Genomic DNA, 13,917 nt, shown 5'->3' with positions numbered 1-13,917 from the left:
TAATGGCGGTTATACCCAATCGTTAGCCCGGAACATTCTCAGTACGGAGACAAAGGCCGTCATTTCTTCTGGTGTCCCTAATGTAAGGCGATTCCAACCAACTGCAGGGGGAAATTCACGCCCAACAAAGACATGATATTGTTTCATTCGTTTTTGGTAGGTTTTTACATCTCCGGGCACTTGGTGGAAGATAAAGTTAGCCTGAGAGGGTAAATAAGCCAATTTTAATTGGTCAAGTGCCTGAGTCACTATGCGGCGAGCTAGATCAGCTGACTGGCGGCTTTGTATCACAAAAGGTTTATCCTGCAACGAGGCTAACGCTGCAACGGCCCCTGCGGTATTGGTGTTATCCAGTGAGACAAAGTTTTCTATTGCTGCGATCAGCTGCGGATGTGCAATACCATATCCAATCCTTAGGCCCGCCAGCGCGAATATTTTCGAGAATGTTCGAGTCACCAAGAGATTCTTGTGGCCTGCTTGAACTAATGCAATGGCGCTGCGAAACGCTGGATCACTTACAAATTCGGCATAAGCTTCATCAATAATAAACAGTGTTTCCGGTGTGGCATTTTTAACCCAGTCGTCAATAAGATTTGATGGGGTGATAGTGGCTGTCGGATTATTAGGATTACACAGATAGACAATCGAACGGCCATTAAAATCAGCGACTTTCTTTTGCATTGCCGGTAGATCGAATGCCATTTCTTGGGTTAAAACCACTTTCTCTATCGGGATACCAAAAGGTTTGGCGTAGAGCTCGGCATAGTTAAACGTTGGGTCCGGTACCACGAGTTGAATCGGTATATTATCTTGCTCAGCCTGACGAATAACTGCCTGAATTACCGCCTGAATAGTCTCTGAAGAGCCATTTCCCAGAGAGATGTTTTCGTCTTTAAGTTGGTATTCTGTCGCGATGTTGGTAATCAATTTTTCGCGGGCTGCATCGGGATAGCGGAATGCGGTGGGCAGAGCATCAATAATCGCCTGATGTGCTTTAGGCGACATTCCCAACGAGTTTTCATTAAAATTAAGTAATAGTGGTTGCTGCTCGCTGGGTATCAGTACTTGTGAAGCTATTTTAGTGTTTTTTGCCTGAGCACTAGGAATAAAGCTACCTAACGTTAATCCACCCAGTAATAAACCTGATGATTTTAAAAGTGTACGGCGATCCATACTTAATTTCCCTTGGGTAATCTCTGTTACATTTTGTTATAAGTAAGGATGAGAATAGCCTGAGGTCTTATTTTTAGGCAACGTCTTTTATCGTAAACTCATTTTTTACCAGTCACTTACAAGAAAATTCCTATCTATTCTAAATTGATTGAGACTAACTTTGGCAGTTAATGCTGAATATGTGTGAGGAAGGTATGGAGTCACTGGAAGGATATCCGCAGATAAACCACTCTGCGGATACTTTTGATATTAATACTTATTCTTTATAAGGCGTATATTCCCCGGTCAGACTTTCGAGGAACGCGACGATATCTAGAACATCCTGTGGTGGCAGATTAGTACCGACCTGATATTTCAACATCATCTCGACCGCTTGAGTTAGATCTTCGGCTTGAGCATCGTGGAAATAAGGGGCTGTCAGTGCAATATTACGCAGACCCGGTGTTTTAAAGCGGTGCATATCACGGGGATCTTTGGTGACATTAAAACGCCCATGGTCATCAGCAGTCAGCTCTCTTGGTCGATCAGCGAAGTAATTACCCGCTAATCCCATCAGATCATAAGACTGCCCGCCAAGATTTTTACCGACGTGGCAGGTATCGCATTTATTTTTCTGGAATAACGCCAAGCCATTTTTCTGACTGGCAGTTAAGGCATTCGTATCCCCTCGCAAATAGCGGTCAAAAGGACTATTTGGTGTGGTTAAGGTTTTCTCAAATTCAGCGATGGCATCAGTAATTGTTTGTTCGGAATAACCTTGCGGATAAACCTGAACAAATTCTTGAGTCAACTGAGTATCTTGTTGCAGCTTATTAATGATTTCATCCCATGAAGCTGAGGCCATTTCTACCGGGTTAAGTGGTGGCCCGCCAGCCTGCTGTTGTAAATCAACGGCGCGGCCATCCCAGAATTGATTAACATTAAATACGGCATTGAAGACTGTTGGGGCATTAATTCCGCCTTTCTGACCGCCAACCCCAGTCGAGGTTGCCAGATTATCAACCCCACCTTTTGTTAGCAAATGACAACTAGCGCAGGAGACGGTGTTATCACTGGAGAGTCTTGGGTCGTGGAAGAGACGCGAACCTAGTGCGACTTTTTTACTGTCTACTGGCAGGGCATCCGGCAGAGGCTGCAATGTCAGGTGCTTCATGTCACTGCTGCTGTTTGAAGGGAAATGCTCTGCCCGGTGTGATTTTACCCAATCCAGAATTTGATTACGTTCCTCGGCATTGATGCCAGAAGACCAGTGCAAAACTTCAAAACGTTGTGGTGGCATTTGTTCGCGGGCAATGGCCGATTCGATTTTAGCTAAATCAGCCTCTGGTAAGGCTCTATTTTCTTTAATAGCCAATAAGGTCGGTTCCAATGAAAAATATTGACTGCCTTGTTGAATATCGTAATCCATTAATTGCTTCACGCCCGGAATAACAGCATAAAACGGCAGGGATGCACTGCTTGTATGGCAATAATCACAGCCCTTTTGATAAAACAAATTACTGACTTGTTGGTTGGTTAGTGTGGTGTTGTTCACAGAGGGGATTGCATCGTTGGTTATTAGTTTTTCCTCGCTGATTAATGCCTTACTGCGCGCGTTATCCGTCATGTAGATATAGCCAGCTACACCCAGATAACCTGCAACTATTAATATACCTCCGCCAATTAGCCATTTTCTTATCACAGCAGCACTCCTTTGTTGTGTGGAAAGTGATAAGTCACTTTCACATTTATCCCCTTCGTATTGGCTGCTACCGAACTGCAATGCCAATAATGTTGGGTATAGGGTTTTTATCCTGTCAATAACCTTATTTATTGAGTGGGATTATCTCTGGGCTGTGCTGAGTGATGGTTGACCTTTATCAAGCTAGTGGGGCAGCTTTGCCTATCGTTGAGATAGCCTTTGTCTATTGATTGAAAAAAAAGCAAATTTGGCGCTGGGCAGCAGCATGAATAAGGATGGTGACCCACGCCCCTCCCGCGCATTTTGTGATGTCGGACACTTTTCCCCTATTTCATCGTGATGGGGCTCACAATAATTTATGCATTTGCCCAAAAAACCCTGCCTTTATTGTCTTTTTTGCAGCCAATTTCCTAATGACTAATCGACAGTTATCTCCAATACTGGTTAAGTGAAATGTAATTCCATTTTAAAAGATCCGTCGTTTTAATATTAAGCGTGAATAAATCATCATTAAAAATAAGGGATTAACGATTTGAGCTCACAGGGATAGCGGCCATTTAGTCAGGAGATATCAGCGAGGCAATCACTGTTCCGACTGAAAACGAAATGAACTCTAAAGGCAGGTAATCAGGTGAAAATAATATCCGTAGACGTCACTGTATTTTCTTATCCCACCCGGCGTGTTTCTGATACCGCTGGGCATTCGCACCCCGGTGAGGAATCACTGGCAAAAATGGCCATGCTGACCTTGACCACTGACGAAGGTGACTGTGGCTATGCATTCGCCCCACCGGAAGTGATTCGTCCGCACATCATCGACAGCTTCTTTAAGAAAGTGTTGATCGGGCAGAACCCGTTTGACCGCGAGCGGCTGTGGAATGACTTAGTCCACTGGCAGCGCGGCAGCGCCAATCAGTTAACCGACCGGGCACTGGCTATCGCTGAGCAGGCTATTTGGGATCTGCTGGGGCGCAAATTGGGTCAGCCAGTCTATAAATTGCTGGGCGGTTATCGCGACAAAGTATTGGCCTACGGCAGCACCATGTGCGGTGATGAGCTCGCGGGTGGGCTATCCACCCCGGATGAGTATGCGCGTTTTGCCGAGCAATTGGTCGCCAGAGGCTATAAGGGCATTAAGTTGCATACTTGGATGCCGCCAGTCTCCTTTGCGCCAAGTCCACAAATGGATGTCCGCGCCTGTGCTGCGGTACGTGAAGCCGTCGGGCCAGATATTGCTTTGATGCTGGATGGCTACCATTGGTACAGCCGTAGTGATGCCCTCTATATTGGCCGCGAACTGCAAAAACTGAATTTCAGCTGGTTTGAAGAGCCGATGGAAGAGCAGAGCATGGCTTCTTATTGCTGGCTGCGGGAAAACCTACAGATAGACATCATCGGGCCTGAAAGTCTGGCGGGGAAATACTTCAGCCGTGCAGATTGGGTGAAAGCCGGTGCCTGCGATATTTTACGTGCCGGTGTTCAGGGCGTAGGCGGCATCACGCCTTGCTTGAAAGTGGCCCATTTAGCGGAATCCTTCGGCATGGATTGTGAGATTCACGGTAATGGCGCGCCAAATCTGGCGGTTGTCGGTGCCATCCGTAACTGCCGCTGGTATGAGCGTGGGTTACTGCATCCATTCCTTGATTACGATGAGCCCGCTGCTTACCTCAACAGCATCATCGACCCGATGGACAGTGACGGTTATGTCTCGTTACCGACGCGCCCAGGATTAGGCGAGGATATTAACTTCGACTATATCGCAGCCAATACCCTGCGTTCTTGAGGCCATTGAATAATTTCTTCGCGGCTTAAAAATTATTTCGACCTATAAAAACAAGCATTCAGATCTCGCCTTTTCTTACCGGAGAATGGTCCATGAACGCGATAATAATAGTCAGAACACTCCTCCTTACCCTACTGATTACCCTGACGTCGGCTGGCGTCAGTATGGCTAAAACACCCAATGACCAACTGATTGTTGGCATGAATATGAACAACCTGCTGTCACTCGATCCGGCCGCCATGACTGGCAATGATGCCGTTTCTATCATTGTTAATCTGTATGACTCCTTGGTGGAATTGGACCCACACACGCCGAGCAAAGTTCTGCCCGGTGCGGCCACTGAGTGGCAAATCAGTGACGACGGCAAGTTAATCACCTTTACCTTGCGTGAGGGAATGAAATTCCACTCTGGCAATCCGGTGACGGCTGCCGATTTTGCCTGGTCAATGAATCGCCTGATGCATCTGAATCTGGCGCAAGCCACGACTTGGAAATCCTACGGCTTTACTGCCGATAACGTGGAGCAGTTGATCCGCGCTAAAGATCCCCTCACGGTGGAGATTGAGCTACCTAAGCCGACCGACCCGAAGCTGGTGATTTATTCGCTGGCAACCTTGGGCAGTGGCTCGATTCTTGATCGCGCCACGGTGATGCAACATGAGAAAAATGGTGATTGGGGCAATGGTTGGCTGACCACCAATGAAGCGGGTTCAGGGCCATTCAAGCTGGATGTTTGGCAGGCAAAAGATGTGTTGCGTATCAGCCGGGTGGATAATTACTGGCAAGGTGACGCCAAAATGAAGCGGGTGATATTCCGCCATATGACGGAGTCGCAAGCGCTACGGTTAATGATTGAAAAAGGGGATATTGATATTGCCAGTGGCATGTCGGTGCCCGATATTAATGCACTGAAAAATAACCCGGAAATTCAAGTCGATGAAGTTCAGCGCGGCACCATTTATTATGTTGCTATGAGCCTGAAAGAGCCGCATTTCGCCAATCCTAAGGTGCGCGAAGCGGTGCGGTATTTAATTGATTATGATGGGATTAATAAAACTATCATGCCGGGCTATGGGATCTTCCATCAACGCCCGATCCAGAAAGGGATGGATGTCACACTGCCCGATCCCGGCTATAAACTTGATGTGGCGAAAGCCAAGGCGCTGCTAGCGGAAGCGGGTTATCCCGAGGGTTTCACCACCACCCTGCGGGTGCTGTCTGATCCGCCATTTATCAACGTCGCCACTGCGGTTCAATCCACACTGGCTCAAGCCGGAATCCAAGCCAAAATTCTGACCGGCACCGGTAATCAGGTCTATGGTGCCATGCGGGATCGCCAGTTCGATATGCTGGTGGGCCGTGGCGGTGGCGGCGTTGATCCTCATCCTCATTCTAGCTTGCGCTCAATTGCCTATAACCCGGATAACAGTGATGCCGCCAAGCTGACCAACTTCCAGGGCTGGCGCACCTCTTTCTACGATAAACAGCTGAATGAATTAATTGATAACGCGCTTATCGAGAAAGATCCGGCCAAGCAAAAGCAAATGTACGTGGCAGTACAGGAGCGCTACGACGCGCTATTCCCGGCCATCTTACCGATTTCACAAATGGTTGATTCCGTCGTGCTGCGCAAAGACGTAGTTGATTACGTCCCGCATCCATCCACCACAACCCGCCTGCTACAGGTGTATAAGCAGCGATAATTCACGGCAAGCAACCTAAACCTAGGGCAAGGCACCCGTGTGTTTTGCCCGTATCGGGAGGATAGCATGAAGGTTTCAGACTGGTTTGCACCGCATGGCATCGCGCGGCGTTTATCAAAGCGCCTTTTTCAGGTAGCCGTGACTCTATTCGGTTTATTGATCCTGACGTTTATTATCGGCCGGGTCATGCCGATTGACCCGGTTTTGGCGATAGTCGGTCAGGATGCCGATCAAAGTACCTATCAGCAGGTTTATCTGCAACTGGGGCTTGATAAGCCGCTTTGGACACAGTTCTTTATCTACTTTAATTCACTTATCCACGGTGATCTCGGCAATGCTTTGCTCACGGGTCGCCCAGTGGTTGATGACATCATTCGTGTGTTCCCCGCAACCATTGAACTGGCCACTATGGCTATTTTGGTGGGAGCCGGTCTGGGCATTCCTCTGGGGGTTATGGCGGCAGCACGCCATGGCAAATTTGCTGATTATGTGGTGCGCTTTATCAGCCTGGCGGGCTATTCAACCCCGATTTTTTGGGTCGGGATGATGGGGCTATTAGTGTTCTATGCTTGGTTAAATTGGGTGGGCGGTGCCGGGCGGGTCGATATGGCCTATGACGGTTTAGTTGACCGGCGCACTGGCTTACTGCTGATTGACTCGGCACTGGCGGGCGAGTGGGAAGTATTCCGCAGTGCGGTCAATCACTTGCTGTTGCCGGCCACCATTCTTGGCTTCCACTCATTGGCTTATATCAGTCGTATGACCCGCAGTTTTATGCTGGCGCAGCTATCGCAGGAATACATCATTACCGCCAAAGTGAAAGGCTTGTCTGAGTTTCAAGTGCTGTGGGGCCATGCTTTTCGCAATATTCTGGTGCAATTACTGACGGTTGTCGCGCTGGCTTACGGCTCATTATTGGAAGGGGCGGTATTGATTGAGACCGTCTTCTCTTGGCCCGGTTTTGGTTCGTATTTGACAGGCAGCTTATTGCTCGGCGACATGAATGCGGTGATGGGCTGCGTGCTGCTGGTTGGCTTGATCTTCGTTTCACTGAATTTACTGTCTGACATGCTGTATCAGATCTTTGACCCGAGGACGAATCAATGATGCTTTCCTCTGAACCCGATAATGTCGTGGCACGCCCTGAAATGAAAAATCAGGGTTGGAAGCGCGGGCTACGGCGGGTAGTTAGCTTCTTCCACACTTTAATGAGAAACCCGCTTACTGCCATTGGTGTTTCCATTATTGGCTTGTTGTTGGTGGTGGCCTTTTTTGCGCCGTGGCTAGCAACCCATGATCCGCTGGCACAAGATCTCGGTAATGCATTACAGGCTCCCGGTAGCCAGCATTGGTTTGGTACTGATGAATTTGGCCGGGATCAATACAGCCGCCTGATTTATGGTGCGCGTACTACTTTGTACATTGTGGCACTGGTGTCGGTGACGGTCGGGCCTATCGGGCTGTTACTTGGCGTGGTCGCTGGTTACTTCGGTGGCAAGGTCGATAGCATCTTAATGCGTATTACCGATATTTTTATCTCGTTCCCGAGTTTGGTGCTGGCACTGGCATTCGTCGCAGCTTTGGGCCCCGGTCTGGAGCATGTGGTTATCGCGATAACACTGACCGCCTGGCCGCCGATTGCCCGTCTGGCGCGAGCCGAAACTCTCTCGCTACGCAATGCCGATTTTGTCTCGGCGGTGAAATTGCAGGGCGCATCGCCGCTGCGTATTTTGCTGCGTCACATCGTGCCGCTGTGTCTGCCGTCGGTGATTATCCGTATCACCATGAATATGGCCGGTATTATTTTGACCGCCGCGGGCTTGGGCTTCCTGGGTTTGGGGGCTCAGCCACCGGATCCTGAGTGGGGGGCGATGATCTCCAGCGGTCGCCGTTACATGATGGAGTGCTGGTGGCTGGTGACGATCCCTGGGTTGGCGATCCTGCTAAACAGTCTGGCGTTTAACTTCTTAGGAGATGGCCTACGTGACATTCTCGATCCCAGAACAGAGTAAATCAGTGCCTTTGCTGGAAGTGGATGACCTGCGGGTGAGCTTCGTTAATGGCAAACAGGTGACTGACGCGGTGCGCGGCGTTTCATTTGCGCTGGGCAAAGAGAAACTGGCGATTGTCGGTGAGTCCGGCTCAGGCAAATCCACAGTAGGGCGCGCACTGCTGAAACTGCATCCCGCCAGTGCACAAATCCATGCCAACACCTTGCGCTTTGCTGAAGTGGATTTATTGCGCGCCAATGAAGCCAAAATGCGCGAAGTGCGCGGCAAGCGGATGTCGATGATTATGCAAGACCCGAAATACTCCTTGAATCCGGTGGTGTGCGTCGGCGATCAGGTGGCGGAAGCTTATCTGGCACACCATAAAGTGTCGCGTCAGGAGGCGCGGGAGCGGGTGCTATCAATGTTTGAAGTGGTGCGTATTCGCCAGCCTCAGCGGGTGTATCGCCTGTATCCGCATGAAGTTTCTGGCGGTCAGGGGCAGCGGATCATGATAGCCATGATGCTGATCACTGGGCCAGAAATGGTGATCGCCGATGAACCCACTTCGGCACTGGATGTGTCTGTGCGGTTGCAGGTGTTGGCGATGCTGGATGATTTAGTTCAAGAGCGCGGCTTGGGGCTGATTTTTATCAGTCATGACATCAATCTGGTGCGCAGCTTTTGCGATCGGGTGTTGGTGATGTATGCCGGGCGAGTGGTGGAGTCCATTGCTGCTGGTGATCTTGATAGTGCGCAGCACCCCTATACTCGCGGCCTGCTCAATGCACTGCCTGATCTGAATAACCGCCGTGATCGCTTGCCAGTGATGGTGCGTGATCCAGCCTGGATGAAAGGTTAAGGAGCCTGTTATGTCTGCAAATGCGATGATTGAAATTAATAACCTTAACCTTATTTTTGGCGAAGGTAGCCAGCAGAATCAGGTACTGTTTGATGTGAATCTGGCGGTTAACAATGGTGAAATTTTTGGTTTAGTGGGGGAGTCCGGTTCGGGCAAAACCACGGTGCTGAAATGTCTGGCGGGGTTATTTAATCACTGGACAGGGCAGCTCACACTGAACCAAATGCCGCTGGCACACCGGATCGAGCGCGATCGCTGCCGCCATGTGCAGATGGTGTTTCAAGACCCTTATGGATCACTGCATCCACGTCATACTATTGAATACATTCTTTCCGAGCCGCTTGCCATTCACGGCATGGGTGACCGCGACCAGCGCATTGATACCATCTTGGAAAAAGTGGGTTTGAATCGGCTGTTTCGCCAGCGCTATCCGCACCAGCTCTCGGGCGGTCAGCGCCAGCGGGTGGCCATTGCACGGGCGCTAATTCTTGAGCCGCGCGTCTTGCTGCTGGATGAACCGACCTCGGCGCTGGATGTGTCGGTACAAGCCGAAATTCTCAATCTGCTGGCGGAATTACAACAGCGCGAGAAGCTCACTTATCTGCTGGTGACACACGATCTAGGGGTCATCGCGCATCTGTGCCATCGTGTGGCGGTGATGCAACATGGCCGAATACTGGAAACGCTGAATACCGAGGATTTAACCACCGACTGCGAAAAAACCGCCTATACCCATATGCTGGTGGATGCCAGCCGGCAGTACAGCCGTGATTTGGCGCAGAAAGCGGCTGCAATGTCATGATTTATTCAGGCGCTTATATGGCATAAGTGCCTGTTTTTTAGGACTCATCCGCCATCTTTTTTAACCACTGAATAAAGGCATTAATCTTTGGCCACTGCCGGTCTGACAGGGTCGAAATGTAATAGCGCTGCTCGCACCTGACTTCAAGATTGGGGAAGGGCATGATGAGCTCTTGGTTTTCCAGCCGTTTGGTCACCAGTTTCTTACGCCCCATGGCGACACCGACATGATTCATGGCGGCGATAATCGCCAAATCTGAGCGGTCGAAACCCATACTGCGCTGTGTGGAGTCAATATCAAAACCCACTTGCTGGCCCCAGGTATTCCACTCACTGATATCAGAATCATAACTCCAGGCTTGGCGGTCATGCAGCAAGGTACATTGCCGTAAATTGATAAGGTTGCCATTAAGCTGATGTTTTTCGGCATATTCCGGGCTACAGACCGGCACCATAGATTCATCCATTAAGTGCTGATAGGAGAGCTTCTCCGGCGTTTTATCATCAAAATAAATGGCTAAATCAATACCGCCACCTTGGAAATTGACGTTTTCATTGCCAGTCAGAATATTCAAGCTGATGGCAGGGTAGTGATGGGCAAAATCAGCCAGTTTCGGGACTAACCAGCACTGGGCAATGGAAGGGCGAGAATAGAGGGTCAGTGTGCCGGAGAGTTCCTGATTCTTTATTTCTAGGATTTCCTGATTCAGATATTCCAGTGACGATTTCAGCACCCAAAATACCCGTTCCCCTTCAGCGGTGAGTTCCACTTTGCGGTGAAAGCGCTGGAACAGTTTGAAACCTAACTCTTCTTCCAGGCTATTAATTCGATGACTGACTGCGCTGGGGCTGATAGATAACTCATCAGCCGCCAGTGCAAATGAGCAGTGTCGTGCAGCAACTTCGAAGGTATAGAGTTTCGATAGCTGATAGCCATTCAGTAATTTATTGCGGGTGATATAGCTTTTTTCTGGGTACATGGTGGCTTCTCCGGCAATCTTTTTTGTTGAAATAGTATACCGCAATGACCCACCAAAGCAGTGATTAGGGTTATCTAATGTGATGCAAATCTGAGTTAATAGTAAAACCTTGACCAATATTGCACTTTTGGTTCAATCCAGTTCATCTGAAAGCCATTTTTTATCATTTGTCAGTACCGGCCAATTCTTATTCAATGAGGGCAGAACTTATTATTAGAAGAGGTTGGCTATGGACTCACAAATATGGGTAGTGGGGACGTTATTAACGAGCATCATTATTATTATTTTCACCATTGTAAAACTAAAAATACATCCCTTTCTGGCGCTGTTATTAGCGAGTTTCTATGTCGGGTTATTAATGGGCATGAATCCGCTGGAAATGGTGAATTCCATTGAAGGCGGAATTGGCGGCACACTGGGCTTTTTAGCCGCAGTGATTGGGCTAGGGACTATTTTAGGTAAAATGATGGAAATATCCGGTGCCGCAGAGCGCATCGGTATTACCTTACAACGCTGCCGCTGGCTATCACCGGATGTCACGATGGTGTTGGTCGGGTTAATCTGCGGCATCACTCTGTTTGTTGAGGTGGGGGTTGTCTTACTGATTCCATTGGCATTTTCCATCGCCAAAAAGACCAATACCTCATTGCTGAAGTTAGCTATCCCGCTGTGTACTGCTTTGATGGCGGTCCACTGCGTGGTGCCACCGCATCCGGCTGCTATGTACGTCACCAATGCATTAGGGGCTGATATTGGCAAAGTGATTGTTTACGGGCTGGTGGTCGGGTTGGCGGCATCATTAATTGGCGGGCCACTCTTCCTGCGTATTGTGGGCAAACGCCTGCCATTTAAAACCGTGCCGCAAGCATTCTCTGAAATTAAAGTACGCAATGAAGATGAGCTGCCGTCATTGGGGGCCACCTTATTTACCGTGCTGCTGCCGATTATTCTGATGCTGGCAAAAACCGCCGCAGAACTGAATATGGAGAAGGGCACCAGTCTCTATTTACTCTTAGAGTTTATCGGTAATCCTATTACCGCCATGTTTATTGCCGCCTTTGTTGCCTATTACACGCTGGGTATCCGGCAAAATATGGGGATGAGTACGCTACTGGCGAAAACCGAAGATAGTTTTGCTTCTATTGCCAATATTCTGTTGATCATCGGTGCTGGTGGCGCATTTAACGGAATATTAAAAGCCAGTGGGTTGGCGGATGCGTTGGCGGTGATTTTATCTAATCTGGATATGCACCCCATTCTATTGGCGTGGCTGGTGGCGCTGATTCTACATGCTGCGGTTGGCTCGGCGACTGTGGCAATGATGGGAGCAACCGCCATTGTTTCACCTATATTGCCGATGTACCCCAATGTCAGCCCGGAAATTATTACTCTGGCTATTGGCTCCGGTGCTATTGGTTTCACCATCGTCACTGACTCGCTATTCTGGCTGGTAAAACAATATTGCGGTGCGACGTTGAGTGAGACATTTAAATATTACACCACCGCGACCTTTATCGCGTCGGTGATTGCATTAGGCACCACTTTCCTACTTTCTTACATCATATGATCGAAAAGAGACATTCTATGAAAAGCACTGAAATTGATAAATTAATTACCGACTACCCTTTGGTCAAAAAGCTTATCAATTTGGAGGAAGTCACGTGGTTTAACCCGCAGGCGACCACCCTTGAAAAAGGGCTGCCTTATGTCGGGCTGACGCAACAGGATGTTGCTGATGCTGAAGCTCGGTTGCTGCGCTTTGCCCCTTATTTGTGTCAGGCATTCCCTGAAACACAAAAAACACAGGGCATTATTGAGTCCGATATTGTGGCTATCCCGGCGATGCAGCAAGTGCTGCAACAGCGCTACGGGGTTGAAATCACGGGCCGCTTACTGCTCAAGAAAGATAGCCACTTGCCGATTTCCGGTTCGATTAAAGCTCGCGGTGGCATTTATGAAGTTTTGACTCATGCGGAAAAACTGGCGCTACAAGCCGGGTTACTGACTGAAACTGATGATTACAGCCAGCTATTTTCAGATGATTTCCGCCAGTTCTTTAGCCAGTACCGCATTGCTGTGGGGTCCACCGGTAATCTGGGGATGTCGATTGGCATTATGAGTGCCAAGTTAGGATTCAGTGTCAGTGTGCATATGTCCGCGGATGCCCGTGAATGGAAAAAACGCAAACTGCGCGAGCACGGTGTCAATGTGGTTGAGTATGAGCAGGACTATGGCGTGGCGGTTGCGCAGGGGCGCAAGCAGGCAGAATCTGATCCAAATTGCTTCTTTATTGACGATGAAAACTCGCCAACCTTGTTCCTCGGTTATTCGGTGGCGGGCAGCCGCTTGAAAAAGCAGTTTGCTGAGCAGCAGATCTTGGTCGATGAAAATCATCCACTGTTTGTCTATCTCCCTTGTGGCGTGGGCGGTGGCCCCGGTGGTGTAGCTTTCGGCTTGAAATTGGCATTTGGTGACCATGTCCACTGTATTTTTGCCGAGCCGACGCATTCACCTTGTATGTTATTGGGCGTCTATACCGGTTTGCATGATGATATTTCTGTGCAGGATATTGGTATCGATAATATTACTGCCGCAGATGGCTTGGCGGTAGGGCGGGCATCCGGATTTGTTGGTCGGGCCATGGAGCGTTTGCTGGACGGCTTCTATACCTTAAGTGATGCCGAAATGTATGGTTTGCTGGGCTTGCTTAATCGGCATGAAGGTATTCAGTTGGAGCCTTCGGCACTGGCGGGGATGCCTGGCCCGGCGCGGGTTAGTGGTAGTCACGATTATTTGCAGAGCAATCACTTTAGTGCTGAGAGAATGCAAAATGCCACCCATCTGGTGTGGGCAACCGGCGGTGGGATGGTGCCTGCTGAAGAGATGAAAAAGTATCTGGCGACGGCAAAGATTTAATGCCATAACTGGATAACAGTATAAAAAGCG

At 49.1% G+C, this 13,917-nt stretch carries 11 protein-coding genes; 8 read left to right on the top strand and 3 right to left on the bottom strand.

What is annotated here, in order from left to right:
* Positions 1–9 precede the first annotated feature (9 nt).
* Both FTA96_RS19700 and FTA96_RS19695 read right to left on the bottom strand, forming a co-directional pair.
* Positions 10–1,173 (bottom strand): pyridoxal phosphate-dependent aminotransferase, encoded by a 1,164-nt coding sequence (locus FTA96_RS19700; protein ID WP_145574678.1) that lies wholly within the window; start codon positions 1,171–1,173, stop codon positions 10–12.
* 256 nt (positions 1,174–1,429) lie between these two features.
* The gene (locus FTA96_RS19695) at positions 1,430–2,854 is read right to left on the bottom strand and encodes a cytochrome c peroxidase (RefSeq protein WP_050319076.1); all 1,425 of its coding nucleotides are present in this window, start codon (positions 2,852–2,854) and stop codon (positions 1,430–1,432) included.
* Positions 2,855–3,485: 631 nt separating this feature from the next.
* Between FTA96_RS19695 and FTA96_RS19690 the strand changes: the two genes are divergently transcribed.
* From FTA96_RS19690 to FTA96_RS19665, 6 genes are all read left to right on the top strand, one after another.
* Positions 3,486–4,637, top strand: coding sequence for a mandelate racemase family protein (locus FTA96_RS19690; RefSeq protein WP_050106452.1), 1,152 nt, complete (start codon positions 3,486–3,488; stop codon positions 4,635–4,637).
* A gap of 164 nt (positions 4,638–4,801) precedes the next feature.
* The gene (locus FTA96_RS19685; RefSeq protein ID WP_375541935.1) at positions 4,802–6,340 is read left to right on the top strand and encodes an ABC transporter substrate-binding protein; all 1,539 of its coding nucleotides are present in this window, start codon (positions 4,802–4,804) and stop codon (positions 6,338–6,340) included.
* Positions 6,341–6,406: 66 nt separating this feature from the next.
* Positions 6,407–7,447, top strand: a complete 1,041-nt coding sequence (locus FTA96_RS19680) for an ABC transporter permease (RefSeq protein ID WP_050106450.1) — start codon at positions 6,407–6,409, stop codon at positions 7,445–7,447.
* Between the two features lie 41 nt (positions 7,448–7,488).
* Positions 7,489–8,352, top strand: coding sequence for an ABC transporter permease (locus tag FTA96_RS19675; RefSeq protein WP_050106621.1), 864 nt, complete (start codon positions 7,489–7,491; stop codon positions 8,350–8,352).
* Positions 8,315–9,190 carry an ABC transporter ATP-binding protein gene (locus FTA96_RS19670; RefSeq protein WP_087817630.1) on the top strand — a complete coding sequence of 292 codons (876 nt, stop codon included), beginning with the start codon at positions 8,315–8,317 and terminating at the stop codon, positions 9,188–9,190. Before FTA96_RS19675 ends, FTA96_RS19670 begins: the two co-directional genes overlap by 38 nt.
* A 25-nt stretch (positions 9,191–9,215) precedes the next feature.
* Positions 9,216–9,992, top strand: a complete 777-nt coding sequence (locus FTA96_RS19665; RefSeq protein ID WP_050106620.1) for an ABC transporter ATP-binding protein — start codon at positions 9,216–9,218, stop codon at positions 9,990–9,992.
* Between the two features lie 37 nt (positions 9,993–10,029).
* Here the strand turns inward: FTA96_RS19665 and dsdC are convergent, their stop codons facing one another.
* Positions 10,030–10,971 (bottom strand): DNA-binding transcriptional regulator DsdC, encoded by a 942-nt coding sequence (gene dsdC, locus FTA96_RS19660; RefSeq protein WP_050106448.1) that lies wholly within the window; start codon positions 10,969–10,971, stop codon positions 10,030–10,032.
* 229 nt (positions 10,972–11,200) lie between these two features.
* Between dsdC and dsdX the strand changes: the two genes are divergently transcribed.
* Entirely contained in the window at positions 11,201–12,538 is a 1,338-nt protein-coding gene (gene dsdX / locus FTA96_RS19655) for a D-serine transporter DsdX (RefSeq protein ID WP_050106447.1), read from the top strand.
* A 17-nt stretch (positions 12,539–12,555) separates the two neighbouring features.
* Positions 12,556–13,887 (top strand): D-serine ammonia-lyase, encoded by a 1,332-nt coding sequence (locus FTA96_RS19650; RefSeq protein ID WP_145574675.1) that lies wholly within the window; start codon positions 12,556–12,558, stop codon positions 13,885–13,887.
* Positions 13,888–13,917: the final 30 nt, after the last annotated feature.

The organism is Yersinia alsatica, assembly GCF_902170305.1.
Taxonomy (GTDB): domain Bacteria; phylum Pseudomonadota; class Gammaproteobacteria; order Enterobacterales; family Enterobacteriaceae; genus Yersinia; species Yersinia alsatica.
This window is presented reverse-complemented; position numbering and strand designations above follow the sequence as displayed.